This is a genomic window from Nocardiopsis sp. JB363 (genome assembly GCF_900143625.1).
Lineage (GTDB): Bacteria > Actinomycetota > Actinomycetes > Streptosporangiales > Streptosporangiaceae > Nocardiopsis.
In genome coordinates this window covers 48,164-64,447 of record NZ_FRFF01000196.1, presented here as the reverse complement: position 1 = coordinate 64,447, position 16,284 = coordinate 48,164, and the positions used below count along the sequence as shown (strand labels likewise).

Sequence of the window (16,284 nt, the reverse complement as noted above, 5' to 3'; positions counted from 1 at the left end):
CCCCAGGGACGCATGGCCCGCCCGCCCCGCCGGCCCGTCCCCGGTCGTCCACCGGAAAGTTCCCTCTACCTACGTCGGCGCGAACTTCACTCACTGTCGCCGGACGTCCACTGAACGTGCCGTCCGGCCGTCACTCAGAAGGAGTACTCATGTCGGTTCCGCAACCGAGATCCCGCAGCTCCATCGCTCTCGCCGCCTGCTCCGCCGGGGTTCTCGCCCTGGCCTGGGGCGCACCCGCCTTCGCCGCGCAGGAGGGACCGACCACGGTCGAGCCCGCCGGCGCCGCCTTCGAGGCGGCCATGACCGGTTCCGCGTCCTTCGACGCGGGTGGCACGATCATCACCTGCTCGGTTTCCGTCTCCTCCCCCGAGGACGGCACCAACCTGGTCCCCGAGGCACCGGACAACCACAACCCCGCCGGTCCGGTCACCGGCACCATCGCCGCACCCGGCTTCGACGACTGCGAGACGAACATGCCGCTCGTCGAAGCCGAGGTCACCGTCGCCGACCCGACGTGGGAAATGGCGATGCAGCACGGAGAGCCCTCCACCGGGACGATGCTGGTCCCGGCGGGCGGCATCGTGGTGACCACGAGCGGTCTCGCCTCGTGCACCGCCACGGTGAGCCCGGACGCCGACGTCGCCATCGGCGGCACCTGGACCAACGGCGACGCCGCGTCCACGTTGGACTTCGACACCGTGGCCCCGGTCGTGGTGGAGGGTGACGCCGTCTGCCCCAGCGGCGATGAGGCCGCGTTCACCGCCACCTACGAGGTGACCAACGTCGACGACCCGACGACGCCGATCACCGTGACCGGCTGATGATCGCGGGCCCCGGGGAGAGCCGGCTCTCCCCGGGGCCCTTCCGCGAGGTCCCGAGGACTCACCCGGTGATGACTACGCGCCGGTAACCACTCACTCGACGACGAAGAAACCCTTCGACCATCTCGCCTACCTTCGCAGTACTCCGTGGAGTCACGAGGCGAAGGCTCCGTGGAGGGCGCGGATCGCTTCGCCCGTCCCCGTACACCCCCCCGGAGACCGAATGGCATCCTCAGCCGGTAGCCCGCCCACCAGGTCCAAGCTGAAACACACCCTCAAGGTGGTGTCCGTACTCGTCAGGGCCGGGGTCTTCTCCACCGGCCGCCCGGACAGGATCGCCCGCCAGCTACGTCAGCTCAAGACCTGGGGAGCGACCATCGCGGGCGGTTACGCGGCCGCCGGCGAGCGTGTTCCGGACCAGGTCTCCGTGGTCGACGACTCCGGGGTGACGACGTTCGGGCAGATGAACCGACTCGCCAGGCGACTCGTCCACGAGTTGGACCATCTGGGGGTGCGTCCCGGATCCCGGGTGGGGATCCTGTGTCGCAACCATGCCGGAATGGTGCAGGCGGCGGTGGCCTGTGGCCGTCTGGGCGCCGACGCGGTCCTGTTGAACACCGGGTTGGCCGCCGGCCCGTTGCTGGACGTGATCGAACGCAACGAGGTGTCGTTGCTCATCGCGGACTCGGACTTCGAGGAGTTGTACAAGGGGTTGGCGCCGGAGATCCCGCGTGTGACGTCGTGGGGAGAGACCACCGAGCCGGGCCCACGGATTCCGACCGAGGCCGTGGAGCCGACCGTGCCCGATCCCGCTCCGCCCGAGAGGCCGGGACGGTTGATCGTGCTGACGTCGGGGACCACGGGGTCCCCGAAGGGCGCGCGGCGGCCGACGCCGAAGGGACCGCAGGACGCGGCCTCGGTGCTGTCGCGTATCCCGTTGAACTCCAAGGACCGGATCCTGGTGTCGGCACCGATCTTCCACACCTGGGGGCTGGCCGGTGTCCAGTTGGGCATGTCGATGCGGTCGACCCTGGTGATGCGCCGGTTGTTCGAGCCGGAGGACGTGTTGCGGACCGTTCAGGAGCAGCGGTGCACGGCGTTGTTCGCGGTCCCGGTGATGCTTCGGCGGATCATGGACCTGCCCCGGTCGACCCGGGAGAAGTACGACACCTCGTCGCTGCGGATCGTGGCGTGCAGTGGTTCGGCGATGAGCCCGCAGCTGATCAGCGACTTCATGGACGCGTTCGGGGACGTCGTCTACAACCTGTACGGGTCGACCGAGGTGTCGTGGGCGACCATCGCGACCCCGGAGGAGCTGCGGTCGGCGCCGACCACCGCTGGTCGGCCTCCGCTCGGTACACGGATCGCGATCCTGGACGAGCGGGGCCAAGAGGTTCCCCAAGGGTCCAAGGGCTCGATCTTCGTCGGCAACGACATGCTCTTCGACGGGTACACGAACGGGAAGCACAAGCGGGTGGCCGATGGTCTGATGGAGACCGGCGACCGGGGTCACGTGGACGCGCACGGGTTGTTGCACGTGGCCGGGCGTGACGACGACATGATCGTCTCGGGTGGTGAGAACGTGTTTCCTCGGCCCGTGGAGGAGGCGATCGTGACGCTTCCCGCGGTGCGCGAGGTCGTGGTGACGGGTGTGCCGGACGAGGAGTTCGGGCATCGATTCGCGGCGTACGTGGTGCCCTACGAAGGGCGGTCGGTGGATCCGAACGAGGTCCGGCTGCACGTGCGAGAGCTGGTGGGACGCTTCTCCGTCCCTCGTGACGTGATGGTGTTGGAGGAGCTGCCGCGCAACGCCACCGGGAAGGTGCTCAAGCGACGGCTTCCCAAGAGCACTCGTCGCACCGAGGGGGCCTGAGCGCTCCTGTAGGTGGGGCGTCGGTGCGCGGACGCGCATCGGCGCCCGCTTTTTACTTGTGCACAAGGCAATTGTGGGCTTTGACATCGGGCGCGTGGTTACTACGATATTGAACGATGACCGACCGAACCCCCGCCCCCAGGGGCGACTTCGAACTCCCGCCAGTCGACGAGCAGATGTGCTTCGCGCTGTACGCGGCGTCCCGCGCTGTCACCAATCTGTACCGCCCGCTGCTCGATCCGCTCGGTCTGACCTACCCGCAGTACCTCGTGATGATGCTGCTGTGGGAACGGGGGGAGTGTTCGGTCAAGGAGATCGGTGCGGTGCTCCAGCTCGACTACGGAACCCTCACGCCGCTGCTCAAGCGCCTGGAGACCAACGGGCTGCTCCATCGGAACCGTGACCCCGAAGATGAGCGTTCGGTGCGGGTCGCCCCCACCGACGAGGGTCGCGCCCTGCGCGCCCGTGCCCGGGGCGTACCCGAGGCGATCGGCCGGGTGATCGACCTGCCGGACGAGGAATTCGAGGCCACCAGACTCGCGCTGCGCCGACTGACCGCCAACGTGCTCGCGGGTGAGGCCCGCGTCGCCGAGGAGACCTGACGGCGGAGCGCGATGGGGGAGGAACGGAGGATGGGCACAACGGGGGTCGTGCCCATCCTCCGCTCGCCCCGGACGGTTCGGTCAACAACCGTCGACGGTGTGCTCCCAATAGTCCGGTGAGGTTTCGGTGAGGGAGGTCGTGACGGCCAGGTTCCACAGGCCGAGCGGGGCGTCGGAGCCGACCGCGTAGGCCGTACCGGAGCGGTGCACCGCGCGTCCCTCGGCCACGTGGGCGTAGTTGCTCGCGGTGACGCACTCACCCGAAGGCGGGTCCGTGGGCTCCTCCGTCGGCGGATCGGTGGGTTCCTCGGTGGGCGGGTCCGTGGGGCCGCTCCCGCCGTCGATCCCCCAGAACTGTGCCGTGTACCCGGTGGAGCAGACCGAGGCGAGGAAGTAGGCGCCGGCGGTGCCACAGTCCGATCCGGGGTCGACCGGGGTTCCGTGTCCCAGGCCGGATACGGAGTAGTGGGCGACGGCCGCGTCGTCGGGACCGCCCCCGTAGTACGACGCCGTGGTGGACCCGGGCAACTGCTCGGTGGCGTCCGGCTCGGTGGGCGCTCCGCCGGCGTTCAGCCACTGGGCCACCGAGGCGTCTCCGTTGGCGGGGGCGACGGTGGTGTCGGAAGTGCCGTGCCAGACGGCGACCCTGGGCAGGTCGGCCCCGTCCGGCAGCTTGGCGCGGACCTCGTTCCCCCACTGTTCGGGTGTCCGGTCCTTACCGGGGTTCATACAGGTGAAGGCGTCGATCATGCCGGTGGCGCAGCCGACGGGGATACCCGCGACGATGCTTCCGCCGGCGAACAGGTCCGGGTAGGCGGCGAGGAGTTCGGCGGCCATGGCACCGCCGGCGGACAGCCCGGAGACGTACACGCGGCCGGGGTCCAGCTCGTGCGTGTCCACGGCGTGTTCCACCATCGAGCGGATGGACCGCGCCTCACCGGAGTCGCGGGCCACGTCGGTGGGTTCGAACCAGTTGAAGCAGCTCGTGGCGTTGTTGCCGCTGTTCTGTTGGGCGTAGACGAGGGCGATCCCGGAGGCGTCGGCCTGTTCCGCCCAGCCGGAGTGCTGGTGATAGGCGGCGGCGTCCTGGGCGCAGCCGTGCAGGAGTACGACCACCGGAGCCCCCGCGGGGAGGTCGTCGGGAACGTACTCGTACATGGCGAGGTTGCCGGGGTCGGTACCGAAGGAGGGCACCGGGTCCAGGGTGGCGGCGGAAGCGCGCGGGGCCAGGACGATGATCGTGGCGGCGACCAGCAGGAAGGTCGCGGCCAGTGCGACGATCGGTGACAGGTACCGGGCGAGGGCTGATGGAGGTGGGCTGCTCTGGGGGTGCATGTACTGCTCCGAGGGGTCGATCAGCGGGGGTGGTTCGGCCGAACCCTGGCTCGAAGCCTAAGTTCGTTGTGACGTGGACAACATGTGCGCGAGACCCCGATCACCTAGGCTGTTCGGGTGTGAACCCCACAGGAGACACCTCGCCCATGGCGCATCGCCACATGTCCCATCCCGAGGGTGTGTTCATCGCAGCTATCCCCCGTGGTCCCGCCCCGCTCTAGTTTGCTGACATGACGACAGAGGTTTCCCCCCACACCGTCCAGGTCGACCTCACCGGCAGGACCGCGCTGGTGACCGGCGCCGCCAGTGGTATCGGCCTGGCCTGTGCCCGCCGCCTGTCCACCGCAGGAGCCTCCGTGTACCTGGTCGACGTCGACGGTCCCGCGCTCGCCGCCCTGGTGGAGGAGGGCGTGGGCGAGGCCGTCGAACTGGACCTGACCGACCTGGACTCCGCGGAGGAGGCGGGGCGTGGCGCGGACATCGTGGTCAACAACGCCGGTGTGCAGACGGTCGCGCCCGTGCAGGACTTCCCCCCGGATCGCTTCTCCCTGATCCTGCGGGTCATGTTGGAGGCGCCGTTCCGTGTGGTGCGGGGAGCGCTGCCCCACATGTACGAGCGCGGTTGGGGCCGGGTCGTCAACATCTCGTCCGTGCACGGGTTGCGCGCCTCCGCGTACAAGTCGGCCTACGTCGCGGCCAAGCACGGCCTCGAAGGCCTCTCCAAGGTGATCGCACTGGAGGGCGCCGGCCAGGGTGTGACGTCGAACTGCGTCAACCCCGGTTACGTGCGGACCGCCCTGGTGGAGAAGCAGATCGCCGACCAGGCCACGGCGCACGACATCCCTGAGGAACGTGTGCTGTCCGAGGTGCTGTTGGCCCGTACACCCGTCAAACGCCTGATCGAACCCTCGGAGGTGGCCGAACTGGTCGCCTACTTGTGCAGTGACGACGCCTCGTTCATCAACGGAGCGTCGCTCCCCGTCGACGGAGCTTGGAGCGCGAGCTGAACACGATCCCGGAACCCCCTCGCGGGGACGGCGCGGCGGACGCCGGGCACCAGGCGTTCTTCCTGGATCTGCTGCTGCGTGACGCACCGGCCGTGGAGTACGAGCGGCCGGTGCTTCGCGCGCGTTCGGGCGGTGCCGACGCGAACACGGTCGCGGCGTTGGAGGAGGCCAAACTCGCGGCGCTGCGGGTGCGGTCGGTACTGCGTGACCGGCAACGACGCGAGTCCGAGTTGAGCGCGCTGTTCGAGACGGCCAACGACCTGGCGGGGATGCGCAGCCTGGACCAGGTCCTCCAGGCGATCGTGGAACGGGCCCGGCACCTGTTGAGCACGGACGTGGCCTATCTGACCCTGAGCGACGCGGAGGCGGGGGACACCTACATGCGGGTGACCTCGGGTTCGGTGTCGGCCGTCTTCCAGCAGGTGCGGCTGGCCCCGGGCAAGGGGTTGGGCGGTCTGGTGGCCACCACCGGGCTTCCGTACGTGACCGCGAACTACTTCACCGACCCCCGGTTCGAGCACGCGGAGAACATCGACCACGCGGTGCGTGAGGAGGGCCTGGTGGCGATCCTGGGCGTGCCGTTGAAGATGAACGGGCGCGGTGTGGGGGTGTTGTTCGCCGCGAACCGGCGGGAGCGGCCCTTCGCACACTCCGAGGTGGCGTTGCTGTCGTCGCTGGCCACCCACGCGGCGATCGCGATCGACAACGCGAACCTGATCGATGACACCCGGCGGGCCCTGGACGAGCTGCACACGGTCAACGAGAGGTTGCAGCGGCACACCGCGTCGGTGGAGCGTTCGGCCGCGGCGCACGACAGGTTCACCGACCTGGTTCTGGGTGGTGGCGGGGTGCGCGAGGTCGCGGCCGCGGTCGCGGAGGTGTTGGGAGGTTCGGTGCGTATCCACGACCGGACCTCGGAGGTGTCGGTGACCGCCTCGCCTTCGGGCGAGGTGAACGATCCCTCCCCCGGGGGTGATCCGTTGTCGGAGGGGGACGCCGAGGTGGCCGGTGCGGTGCGTTCCTCCTTGGCGAGTGGCCGCGCGGTGGCCGTGGACGACACCTGGGTGGCGGCCGCGGCGGCGGGCGGCGAACCCTTGGGCACGTTGGTGCTGCGCGGTGTGCGGTTGGACGATACGGATCAACGGGTGTTGGAACGGGCCGCCATGGTGACGGCTCTGCTGTTGCTGATCCGACGTTCGGTGAGCGAGACCGAGCATCGGATCCGCGGCGACCTGCTCAACGAGCTGTTGGAGGTGCCCGCGCGCGACCCGGTGTCGTTGCGTCAGCGGGCGGCGCTGTTGCGGGCCGACCTGGACGCACCGCACGTGCTGGTGGTGGCCGAGTCGGTGGGCGCGGATCCGCAGAGGTTGCGGTCGGCGGCGTCGTTCGTCGCCGAGACCACGGGAGGTCTGGCGACGAGTCGGGGTGGTCGACTGGTGTTGGCGCTTCCGGGGTCGGATCCGGCCGAGGCGGGCCGGCGGGTGCGCGCGGAGCTGTCCACCGCCGCCAACGGGCCGGTGACGGCCGGTCTGGCGGGCCCCACCGAAGGACTCGGAACGTTCCGCGACGCTTTCACCGAAGCGGTCCGTTGCCTACAGACACTGCGGGCGTTGGGCCGTGAGGGTGACTCCGCCACCATCGAGGACCTGGGGTTCTCCGGTCTGCTGCTGGGCCAGAACCGGGACGTGTCCGGATTCGTCTCCGCGACCCTGGGACCGCTGTTGGAGTACGACGAGCGACGGAGCACCCTGCTGGTGGGGACCCTGCGGGCCTATTTCGCGGCCGGGGGCAACCTGTCCCGCGCCAAGGACGACCTGCACATCCACGTGAACACGGTGGCGCAGCGCCTGGAGCGGATCGGGCAGCTGATCGGAACGGACTGGCAGCGCCCCGACCGCGCGTTGGAGCTACAACTCGCCCTGCACCTGCACGGTCTCCTCGACAAGGGTGTGGATCTGCTCGGCGACCAGGGCGGCGGTTGAGGAGAACAGCGGACTGTAGTGATTGTCGTCGGGCAACTCCGTGGTGCGCACCGATTCAGGAAGCCCGGCGAGCCGTTCGGACGTGTACAGGCCGGGGCTCTCGTCCATGAGGCCGCGCGCGGTCCACAGCAGGTGGGCCGGGCAGGGCAGACGATGGATCGCGCCGAGGGCCTCCTGATCGGCCACGATCTGGGCGCCGTCGACCCGTACGGCCGTCTCGTCGCAGGCGGAGCGTTGTCGTGGTGGTTCGCCGACGAGGTCGCGCAGGACGTAGTCGTCCACCCAGTCGTTCCAGCGTCCGACGAAGGCCGGGTGCTCCCTCCAGAAGTCCCGGTAGGCGTCGGGGGACTCGAAGGTCATGCGCAGGCGTGCCATCGCCGGGCCGATGACGGCCTCGATGTCGGTGTCGGGCGGCACGGGCAGGCCGAACCCACCGTCCACCAGGAGCAGCCCGGCCACCCGGTCGGGGCGGCGTACGGCCAGCATCGCGGCGACGAACGCGCCCATGGAGTGGCCGACGACCACCGTCCGTCGCACCCCGAAGCCGTCGAGTACGGCGATGAGGTCGTCGGTGTGGGCGGCCAGACCGTGTGGTCCGGGCAGGTGCCCGCTGGCGCCCCGCCCCCGCAGGTCCGGGGCGAGGAGGGGTGGTCCCCCGCGCACCGCGAGTTCGGCCGCGGTGCGGGCGAAGGAGTAGCCGTTGGCGGTGATGCCGTGGACGGCCAGGACCGGGACCCCGGGGCCGGAGCCCCAGGTCGTCACGGCCAGGTCGCCCCCGACGACGGGGACGGTGTGCTCGTCCCCGTCGATGCGGGAGGGTGTGGTCACGCCGGGTCCGCCTTTCGTGTGCGTTCGGTGCGCCGGTCCCGGACGGCCGCCCTGATCCTCCCCGGGAGGGCGACGAGGCCACCGGGGAAGAAGAAGACCATCAGGACGAAGAGCGTGCCGAGGATGAACAGTGGCTGGGAGAGCGGGGCGCCGATCCAGGCGGGCAGGGCTTCGAAGGCCCCTCCCGACTGGAGGAGTCGGTGCTCGGCGTAGGTGTACAGGGCCGCGCCGAGGAGAGGACCCCATCGGGTGCCCGCGCCGCCCAGCGCGACCATCACCAGGAGGGTGAGGGTGAACTCGGCGGTGGTGATGCCGGGGGTGACCCCTCCGTTGACCAAAAGGTAGGCCACACCGCCGAGGGAGGCCAGGCCACCGCCGACGGTGAACGCCACCAGCTTGTAGGGGTAGGGGTTGATGCCCAGGACCGCCACGCGTTGTTCGTTCGCGCGGATGCCCTGCCAGACCCGTCCCACGGGCGAGGCGCCCAGCCACCACACCACGGCCAGGACCACGACCAGGTAGCCGACGGCCACCCAGTACAGGTTGACGGTGTTGACCACGCCCACGAACGCGTCGGGTACGGCCTCGGCGCTGAGGGAGAGCCCTTCCTCACCGCCGGTCCAGCGGCCGGGGTCGCGGGAGATGAGGATGGATCCGGCCTCGGCGAAGGCGAGGGTGACCATGGCCAGCGCGATGCCGTTGACCCGCAGCGAAACCGCGCCGAGCAGCAGGGCCAGGAGGGTCCCGCCGGTCACCGCGATCACCGCCGCCCACAGCAGTGGCAGATCCAGGACCGACATGAGCAGGGCCGCGACGTAGGCGCCGCAGGCGAAGTAGAGGGCGTGTCCGAAGGAGAGCAGCCCCACCCGCCCGTAGAGCAGGTCGTAGCTGGTGGCCAGACCACCGAAGACCAGGCACAGGGCGAGCAGGTGCAGGGTGGAAGGGCTGTTGAGGGCGCCCTCGAACAGCCCGGGGATGTAGAGCGTGGAGAAGGGCAGGGCCAGCGCCACCACGAGGACCACGGCGGGCACCGCCCACCAGGGCAGGGAGCGGCGTCGACGCACGTCGGAGATGTCGGTCCGCTTCGGGGAACCGGTGCTCTCGCGGACGGTCGTGTCGGTGTCGGTCATCAGGCCACCCTCTCCGCGGACTTCTTCCCGGTCAGACCGCCCTGTCTGGTGAGCAGGACCGCGGCCAGCACGGCGACCACGGCGATGTCGCCGAGGCCCGCGACGGTGTAGTAGTTGGCGAACTGCTGGATGAGGCCGACGGTCACCGAGGCGATCGCGCAGCCGGTCAGCGAGGTGGTGCCACCGATCACGACCACGATGAACGCGAAGATCAGCAGCGACATCCCCTGGGTGGGCGTGACCACGCCGAAGTAGAGGCCGCCCAGGGATCCGGCCAACGCGGCGGCGGCCCCGCCGATCGCGAACACCAGGGTGAACGACTTGCGCACGTCGATGCCGAGGGCGGTGACCATGGCGCGGTCCTGCACGCCGGCGCGGACGATGAGCCCGTAGCGGGTGCGGGAGTTGAACAGCCACAGGGCGACGAACACCACGATCGCGGCGAGGATCAGCAGGTAGCGGTCCTTGGGCACGTTGACGCCCAGCAGCGGGAGCGTGCCCGACACCAGTTCCGGCTTGGGGAAGGTGTGCGGGTCGGCGCCCCAGATCGCCTGGATGAGGGCGGGGACGGCCAGGCTCAGGCCGACGGTGGCGAGGATCTGTTCGCGGTGTCTGCCGTACAGCGGACGGATGACGCACAGTTCGACCAGGACCGCGGCGAGCGTTCCGGCCGCCACGCCGAAGACCATGGCGAGCAGGAATCCCACCCCGGCCGGTCCGGCTCCGGGCAGGTTTTCGGCGGCCCACCAGGTGCCGTAGGCGCCGATCGCCAGAAACGCGCCGTGAGCGAAGTTGAGGACGTCCATCAGGCCGAAGATCAGGGACAGGCCCGAGGCGATGAGGAAGTACAGGGCGCCGAGTCCGAGCCCGGTGACGATGAGGAGTACGACGGTGCTCATGTGGTGTCCACCCGGCTCTCGGTGGGTTCGTCGGTGGCGGTCCGTGCCACGCCGAGGAGGGAGCGGACGCGGTCGGCGTCGTCGAGGAGCTCCGACGCGGAACCGGTGTGGATGACGTGTCCGGCGTCGATCACCACGGCCTGGTCGGCGACCCGGCGGACCAGGGAGAGGTTCTGTTCCACGAGCAGCACGGGGACGCTTTCGGCGGCGGTGGCGACGGCGTCGGCGACCTCACGGACGATCCGGGGCGCCAGGCCCTTGGTCGGTTCGTCGACGATGAGCAGTCGGTTGTCGTTGAGCAGGGCCCGTCCGATGGCGAGCATCTGCTGTTGGCCTCCGGAGAGGGTGCCCGCCGGTTGGTTCGCCCTCTTGCTCAGTTCCGGGAAGAGGTCGTGGACGAGGCCGTAGCGCGGTTCGCCCGGGCGTCGTTCGGCCAGGCGCAGGTTCTCGGCGACGGTAAGGGCCGCGAAGATCCCGCGTTCCTCGGGGACGTAGCCGATGCCCTTGGTGACGATGGCGTGGGTGGGGCGCTCGGTGATGTCGTCGCCGTCGAAGACGACCCGGCCGGTGCGCGGCACCAGGCCCAGGAGCGCCTTGACCGTGGTGGTCTTGCCGACGCCGTTGCGGCCCAGGACCGAGGTGACGCCGTGGTCGGGCACGGCGAAGGACACCCCCTGGAGGATGTGCGATCCCTCGATCCACACGTGCAGGTCGTCCGCTTCCAGGAGCGGTACGGGCGCGCTCACGCGCCGTCTCCGAGGTAGGCGGCCTGGACGTCGGGGTCGGCCATGGCGGTCTCGGGGTCGGCGTAGGTGAGAAGGGCGCCGTGATGCATGACGGCCAGTCGGTCGGCCATGTCGAGGAGCACCTCCATGTGGTGTTCGACCATGAGGACCGTGCATCCCTGTTCGCGGTGCACGTCCTGGATGACGTTGGTGAGTTCGCCGATCTCACCGGCGCTGACCCCGGCCATGGGTTCGTCGAGGAGGATGAGCCGGGGGCCGCGGGCCAGGAGCAGGGCGAGTTCGAGCTTGCGCTTGTCGCCGTGGGAGAGGTCCCCGGCGAGGTAGTCCACGCGGTGGGAGAGTCGGACCAGGTCCAGGACTCGGGCGGCGTCCGCCCCACCGGCGGGGGTGGCCAGACGCCAGAAGCGGCGGGACTCCCCCGTGCGGGCCTGAACGGCCAGGCCGACGTTGGCGCCGACGGTGAGGTCGCCGAAGACGCTGGAGGTCTGGAAGGTGCGGCCCATGCCCAGGCGTGCCCTGCGGTGGGGCGCGTGGCGGCCGATGTCCCGACCCGCGAGCCGGATCGTGCCGGCCGTGGGCTTGGTGAGGCCGCTGATCAGGTTGAACAGGGAGGTCTTGCCCGCCCCGTTGGGGCCGATGAGGGCCACGAACCCGCCTTCCTCGACGGACATGGTGATGTCGTCGACGATGACGGCGCCGCCCACGGACCAGCTCAGGTTCTGGAGGGCGAGGACGGGCGTGGTGGTGCCGGGCGCGGTCGCGCCCCCGTCGGGCGCGGAGGTCGCGCCCGACGATGGGGTGTGGGTCGTCATGGCTACTCCGCGATCGCGGGTTCGACGTCGGCGGCGGGGATCTCCGCGACGAGTTCGGGGTGGGCGTCGTCGCCCTCGCCGACCAGTTCGACCTGGTACATCGGCTGGATGAGGGCGTGGTCCTCGGGGCGGACGTGGAGTTCGCCCTTGACGCCGTCGAAGGTCCAGCCGGAGAGGGCGTCGACGCGGTCGGCGGTCTCGTCGCCGGCGGTGGCGGCCCGCACGACCATCTGTGCGGCGGTGAAGCCGTCGGGGGTGAACAGGTCGACCTCTCCGCCGTCGGCCTCGATGGTCTCCTTGAGGATCTGCGCGATCTCGGTTTCGGACGCCCCGTCGAAGTAGTGGGACAGGAAGGAGATGCGGTCGCCCGCCGCACCGAAGATCGGGTAGGAGGGTTTGATGTCGAGCCCGGTGACGACCTCGGTGGAGTCGAGGATGCCCTGCTGGTCGAGGGACTGCCACATGGCGGAGGCGGTCTCGCCCGCCCAGGCGACGAAGACGAGGTCGGGGTCGGCCTGGTTGACCTGCTCGGCGAAGGGGGTGAGGTCGGTGCTGTCCGGCGGGGCGAGGACGCTGTCGACGTTGGCGCCCTCGGCTTCGAGCACCTCGGTCGCGGCGCCGACGTTGTCCTGACCGAAGGCGTTCTGTTGGGCGAAGACGACGACGTCGGAGCCCTCGGGGTCGTCCATGAAGCTGGCGGCGGCGAGGATGTCCTGGTAGGTCTGCCGGCCGGAGCGGAAGGTGTTGTCGTTGATCCCGGTCACGGCGTCGGTGGCGGCGGCTCCGGAGATGAACAGGACGTCGTTCTGTTCGGCCAGGGGAGCGACCTGCACGGCGATGCCGGAGGCGGTGGATCCGGCGATGATGCCGTGCCCCTCGCCGATCAGTTCGCGGGCCGCGGATACGGCCTTGTCCGGTTCGCCGGCGTCGTCCAGGTAGGAGACCTCGATCTCCCGTCCCTCGATCTCCCGGGTGTCGTTGGTGGCGTGGTCGAGTCCGGCCTCGAAGCCCTGCCGGTACTGCTCGCCGTAGGTGGCCAACGGCCCGGTCGACGAATAGACGATGCCGACCTTGATCGGCCCTTCGCCGTCGGTTCCCGCGGCGTCGCCGGGACTGCCGCAGGCGGTCATGGCGAGCGTGGCCGCGAGGGCTCCGGCGGCCAGAGGGGTCTTTCGCATGTTCTTCCTCCAGTCGGCACCCGCCGTTGGTCGCGGCGCGACCCACCGGGGGAGGGGGGTGCCATCCCGAAGTTAGATCCGTGGTGATCGGTTTCACATGTAGCGAAGGCATACATTCGGTCGCGAACCGATGTAGCGATCGCCCACAGAGCCGAAGTCCCCTTCGGAGGGGGTGCGGGCGTTACCGATCAGCAGGGGCCTTGGTCGGACCAGGCGCCCCACTCACCGCCGACGTTCGGGGGGAGGGCCACGGTCCACCGTCGGGCCTCGTACACGCGCCCTTCGTACTGGACACGGTCACCGGAGTCATAGGTGGAGCCCGAGTCCCAGGCCTGGGCGGAGCACTCGGCGGGTGCCTCCGGTTCCTCCTCGGCCGGGTCCTCTTCCGGGTCGGGGTCGGCCGCCTCGTCCTCGGTCTCCTCATCCTCCGGTTCCTCGACCTCTTCCGGACCGGTGGAAACGGTGAGGGTGACCTCGCCGTCATCGGGGATGACCGTTCCGGGTTCCGGGTTCTGGGCGGCGACCCACCCCTCGGTGACGGTCTCGCTGGACGCCTCCACCAGGACGGCGGTCAGTTCCAGTGATTCGAGGGCGGCGGACGCCTCGTCCCGCGTCATGTCGGTCAGGGTGGGCACGATGACCCCTTCGCTGACGTGGAGAGTGATCCCTTCCTCGCGGTCGCCGTCCTCTCCCACCTCGGGGGTGGTGGACAGGACGGTGCCGGGGTCGTGGTCGGCCGAGTGTTCCTGGACCACCTCGATCTCGCTGAAGCCGGTGTCCCGCAGGAGGTCGCGGGCCTCCGCCTCGGTACCGCCCACCACGTCGGGCACCTCCACGTACCTCGCCCCGATGGACAACGACAGTAGGACCGCGTCGCCCTCGCGCAGTTCCGCCCCGGAGGCGGGGTCGGTCGCCGCGACCTCGCCCGGTTGGGCATCGTCGCTGTAGGTCTCGTCGTAGGAGTACGCCAACCCCAGTTCCAGGGCTTCGAGCTCCACCTCGGCCATCTCGGTGGTGTAGCCGACGAGATCGGGAAGTTCGGCGGTGTCGTCGGGCGCCAGGGCCCAGCCGGCGGCGACGAGCACCAGGGCCAGGACACCCGCGATCACGAGGAAGGGAGCCCGACGCCACAGGGGCACGGGGCGTTTCCCCGTGGACTCCGCCTCGGCGTCGATCACCGGGATCGGCTCCGTGCCCGGACCCGCGTCGCCGTCCGCTCCGGGAAGGGACCGCGCGACCTGTTCGACCATGGCGAGGTATTGGCCGGCGTCGCGTGGCCGATTCCTCGGGTTGGACTCGGTCGCGTCGGCGACGAGCCGGTCCAGTTCCGGTGACAGGCCGGGGACCAAGGAGGAAGGGGACGGCACGGTGTCGTCGTCGAACCGGTGCGAACCCGTCAGCAGGGTGTGGAGCAGGCTGCCGACGGCGTGGACGTCGGTGCGCGGGGTGACCCCCTCGATGCCGAGCATCCGGAAGCCGGTGACCGTCACCCGGCCCTCGCCGTCCAGGACCACGCTCCGCGGGCCGAGCCCGCCGTGGACGACGCCTTGGTCGTGGGCCTCGTTGAGCGCGGTGAGCACGCCGGTGACGATCGTCAAGGCGGCGTGCGGCGCGTACCGCAGCCCCCGCTCTCCCCCTTCGAGCACCTGGGCGACGGTCTGGCCGGGGAGGTGTTCGGTGACCGTGTACACGAGGTCGTCGTCGACGCCCTCTTCCAGGATCCGGGCCAGACCGGGGGCGTCGACGCGGGCGAGGGACCGCGCGCGGCCGAGGAAGGCCTGCATACTCGCGTGGTCGGCGGCGACCTCGGGGTCGAGAAGGGTCACCGTGACGGGCTGGTCGGCTTCGGTACCGGAGTAGACGGACACCGTTCCGTCTCCTCGAAGACGGTCACCGATGAGCACACGGCCACGCAGCGTGAGACCGGTGTGGGGGTCGGGGGTCATGAGTCGGATTGTACGGTGCCGAACCCTCACATATCGTCTTCGATCAGGCCGAATTCGGGCGATCACCCGGCGCTAGTCTGGTGTTTCCGAGCTTTCCGCCACCCTCTGTGAGGTGCCGTGATCCCCTCCGCCGTGTTCTCCCCCGACGTGATCGACCGTGCCGCCGGCACCCTGCTGGGCGCCGCTTGTGGAGACGCCCTCGGTGTCCCCTACGAATTCGCCCCGCGCCTGACCGAGGATCGGACACCCGAGATGGTCGGCGGCGGGTTGGGACCGTACGAGCCGGGCGAGTATTCCGACGACACCCAGATGGCGGTGTGTATCGCCGAGGCGCTCCGAGATCACGACGGACCCCGATCTCCGGAGGCCTTGGAGCAGACCGGCCGGAGTTTCCTGACCTGGTTCCGTGAGGGCGCCTCCGACATCGGTGTGCAGACGGCCCGGATCCTGAAGGACACCGAACGAGCCCTCGCCGAGCACGGGGGTGGTGCCGCCGAGGCCATGACCCGCCGTTCCGAGCGGATGTTCGAGGAGGGGGAGCGGTGCGCGGGCAACGGTTCGCTGATGCGCACGGCTCCACTGGCTCTGGCCCACCTGGACGACCGGGAGGGGCTGGCGGAGAGCGCCGCCCGGTACAGCCGGCTCACCCACGGCGACCCGTTGGCCGCCCAGGCCTGTGTGCTGTGGTGCGAGGCGATCCGACACTCGATCGTGCACGGCACCTACGACGGGGTGCGCGGCGGACTGGACCTGTTGCCGCCGTCGGTGCGCGGGGGTTGGGAGGCGCGGTTGGACAAGGCGGAGAAGGAGCCGCCGTCCTTCTTCGCGCCCAACGGCTTCGTGGTGTCGGCCCTGCAAGCCGCGTGGTCGGCGATCGTCCACAACCCCGTGGACGAGTCCTCGCCCGACCGGTACGCCGCACCGGTCATGGCGGCGGTGCGGGCCGGCGACGACACCGACACCGTGGCCGCCATCGCCGGGGCGCTGGTCGGGGCCAGATGGGGGCGTTCGGCCATCCCCGCCTCGTACCTGGATGCGGTGCACGGGTGGCCGGGCTACCGCGCCGCCGGACTCGGTGAACTCACCGAGGCGATCCTGCGGCGGCACACGCGGCACCCTGCCTGA

General features: G+C 70.1%; 14 protein-coding genes. 6 read left to right on the top strand and 8 right to left on the bottom strand.

The genetic code is table 11. From position 1 onward, the window contains the following. Positions 1–149: 149 nt before the first annotated feature. From BQ8420_RS29245 to BQ8420_RS29235, 3 genes are all read left to right on the top strand, one after another. Positions 150–821: a hypothetical protein gene (locus BQ8420_RS29245; protein WP_087103386.1), complete on the top strand. Its 672-nt coding sequence runs from the start codon at positions 150–152 to the stop codon at positions 819–821. Positions 822–1,044: 223 nt separating this feature from the next. Then, positions 1,045–2,694: an AMP-binding protein gene (locus BQ8420_RS29240; protein WP_087103385.1), complete on the top strand. Its 1,650-nt coding sequence runs from the start codon at positions 1,045–1,047 to the stop codon at positions 2,692–2,694. A gap of 116 nt (positions 2,695–2,810) precedes the next feature. Beyond that, on the top strand, positions 2,811–3,296 hold the full coding sequence (locus BQ8420_RS29235; RefSeq protein ID WP_087103383.1) for a MarR family winged helix-turn-helix transcriptional regulator: 486 nt from the start codon (positions 2,811–2,813) through the stop codon (positions 3,294–3,296). 81 nt (positions 3,297–3,377) lie between these two features. Here the strand turns inward: BQ8420_RS29235 and BQ8420_RS29230 are convergent, their stop codons facing one another. Then, positions 3,378–4,631, bottom strand: coding sequence for a PHB depolymerase family esterase (locus tag BQ8420_RS29230; RefSeq protein ID WP_087103381.1), 1,254 nt, complete (start codon positions 4,629–4,631; stop codon positions 3,378–3,380). 230 nt (positions 4,632–4,861) lie between these two features. Between BQ8420_RS29230 and BQ8420_RS29225 the strand changes: the two genes are divergently transcribed. Together BQ8420_RS29225 and BQ8420_RS29220 are read left to right on the top strand one after the other, a co-directional pair. Further along, a complete protein-coding gene (locus BQ8420_RS29225) occupies positions 4,862–5,638 on the top strand; it encodes a 3-hydroxybutyrate dehydrogenase (protein WP_087103379.1) in 777 nt (258 codons plus the stop codon). After that, complete coding sequence (locus tag BQ8420_RS29220) at positions 5,623–7,620, top strand: GAF domain-containing protein (RefSeq protein ID WP_087103377.1); 1,998 nt, start codon at positions 5,623–5,625, stop codon at positions 7,618–7,620. Before BQ8420_RS29225 ends, BQ8420_RS29220 begins: the two co-directional genes overlap by 16 nt. Here BQ8420_RS29220 and BQ8420_RS29215 read toward each other — a convergent pair. The 7 genes from BQ8420_RS29215 to BQ8420_RS29185 form a co-directional block, all read right to left on the bottom strand. Next, positions 7,546–8,448, bottom strand: coding sequence for an alpha/beta fold hydrolase (locus BQ8420_RS29215; RefSeq protein WP_200816144.1), 903 nt, complete (start codon positions 8,446–8,448; stop codon positions 7,546–7,548). The two genes, BQ8420_RS29220 and BQ8420_RS29215, sit on opposite strands and share 75 nt — an antisense overlap. Further along, positions 8,445–9,578 (bottom strand): branched-chain amino acid ABC transporter permease, encoded by a 1,134-nt coding sequence (locus BQ8420_RS29210; RefSeq protein ID WP_087103376.1) that lies wholly within the window; start codon positions 9,576–9,578, stop codon positions 8,445–8,447. Before BQ8420_RS29210 ends, BQ8420_RS29215 begins: the two co-directional genes overlap by 4 nt. Then, the gene (locus BQ8420_RS29205; RefSeq protein ID WP_087103373.1) at positions 9,578–10,477 is read right to left on the bottom strand and encodes a branched-chain amino acid ABC transporter permease; all 900 of its coding nucleotides are present in this window, start codon (positions 10,475–10,477) and stop codon (positions 9,578–9,580) included. Before BQ8420_RS29205 ends, BQ8420_RS29210 begins: the two co-directional genes overlap by 1 nt. Next, positions 10,474–11,223, bottom strand: a complete 750-nt coding sequence (locus BQ8420_RS29200) for an ABC transporter ATP-binding protein (RefSeq protein WP_087103371.1) — start codon at positions 11,221–11,223, stop codon at positions 10,474–10,476. The genes BQ8420_RS29205 and BQ8420_RS29200 overlap by 4 nt, the downstream gene beginning before the upstream one ends. Then, positions 11,220–12,035 (bottom strand): ABC transporter ATP-binding protein, encoded by an 816-nt coding sequence (locus BQ8420_RS29195; protein ID WP_087103368.1) that lies wholly within the window; start codon positions 12,033–12,035, stop codon positions 11,220–11,222. Before BQ8420_RS29195 ends, BQ8420_RS29200 begins: the two co-directional genes overlap by 4 nt. A gap of 2 nt (positions 12,036–12,037) precedes the next feature. Further along, positions 12,038–13,213 carry a substrate-binding domain-containing protein gene (locus BQ8420_RS29190; RefSeq protein WP_087103366.1) on the bottom strand — a complete coding sequence of 392 codons (1,176 nt, stop codon included), beginning with the start codon at positions 13,211–13,213 and terminating at the stop codon, positions 12,038–12,040. A gap of 188 nt (positions 13,214–13,401) precedes the next feature. Further along, positions 13,402–15,159, bottom strand: coding sequence for a PASTA domain-containing protein (locus BQ8420_RS29185; protein ID WP_087103364.1), 1,758 nt, complete (start codon positions 15,157–15,159; stop codon positions 13,402–13,404). A 117-nt stretch (positions 15,160–15,276) separates the two neighbouring features. Here BQ8420_RS29185 and BQ8420_RS29180 point away from each other — a divergent pair, with 117 nt between their 5' ends. Then, positions 15,277–16,284 (top strand): ADP-ribosylglycohydrolase family protein, encoded by a 1,008-nt coding sequence (locus tag BQ8420_RS29180; RefSeq protein WP_235006558.1) that lies wholly within the window; start codon positions 15,277–15,279, stop codon positions 16,282–16,284.

What these genes read in the sequence shown, in the direction of transcription:
- BQ8420_RS29240 (WP_087103385.1), top strand. Translation starts at nt 1,045, where the DNA reads ATGGCATCCTCAGCCGGTAGCCCGCCCACCAGGTCCAAGCTGAAACAC.
- BQ8420_RS29210 (WP_087103376.1), bottom strand. Translation starts at nt 9,578, where the DNA reads ATGACCGACACCGACACGACCGTCCGCGAGAGCACCGGTTCCCCGAAG.
- BQ8420_RS29205 (WP_087103373.1), bottom strand. Translation starts at nt 10,477, where the DNA reads ATGAGCACCGTCGTACTCCTCATCGTCACCGGGCTCGGACTCGGCGCC.
- BQ8420_RS29195 (WP_087103368.1), bottom strand. Translation starts at nt 12,035, where the DNA reads ATGACGACCCACACCCCATCGTCGGGCGCGACCTCCGCGCCCGACGGG.
- BQ8420_RS29230 (WP_087103381.1), bottom strand. Translation starts at nt 4,631, where the DNA reads ATGCACCCCCAGAGCAGCCCACCTCCATCAGCCCTCGCCCGGTACCTG.
- BQ8420_RS29245 (WP_087103386.1), top strand. Translation starts at nt 150, where the DNA reads ATGTCGGTTCCGCAACCGAGATCCCGCAGCTCCATCGCTCTCGCCGCC.
- BQ8420_RS29225 (WP_087103379.1), top strand. Translation starts at nt 4,862, where the DNA reads ATGACGACAGAGGTTTCCCCCCACACCGTCCAGGTCGACCTCACCGGC.
- BQ8420_RS29185 (WP_087103364.1), bottom strand. Translation starts at nt 15,159, where the DNA reads ATGACCCCCGACCCCCACACCGGTCTCACGCTGCGTGGCCGTGTGCTC.
- BQ8420_RS29235 (WP_087103383.1), top strand. Translation starts at nt 2,811, where the DNA reads ATGACCGACCGAACCCCCGCCCCCAGGGGCGACTTCGAACTCCCGCCA.
- BQ8420_RS29190 (WP_087103366.1), bottom strand. Translation starts at nt 13,213, where the DNA reads ATGCGAAAGACCCCTCTGGCCGCCGGAGCCCTCGCGGCCACGCTCGCC.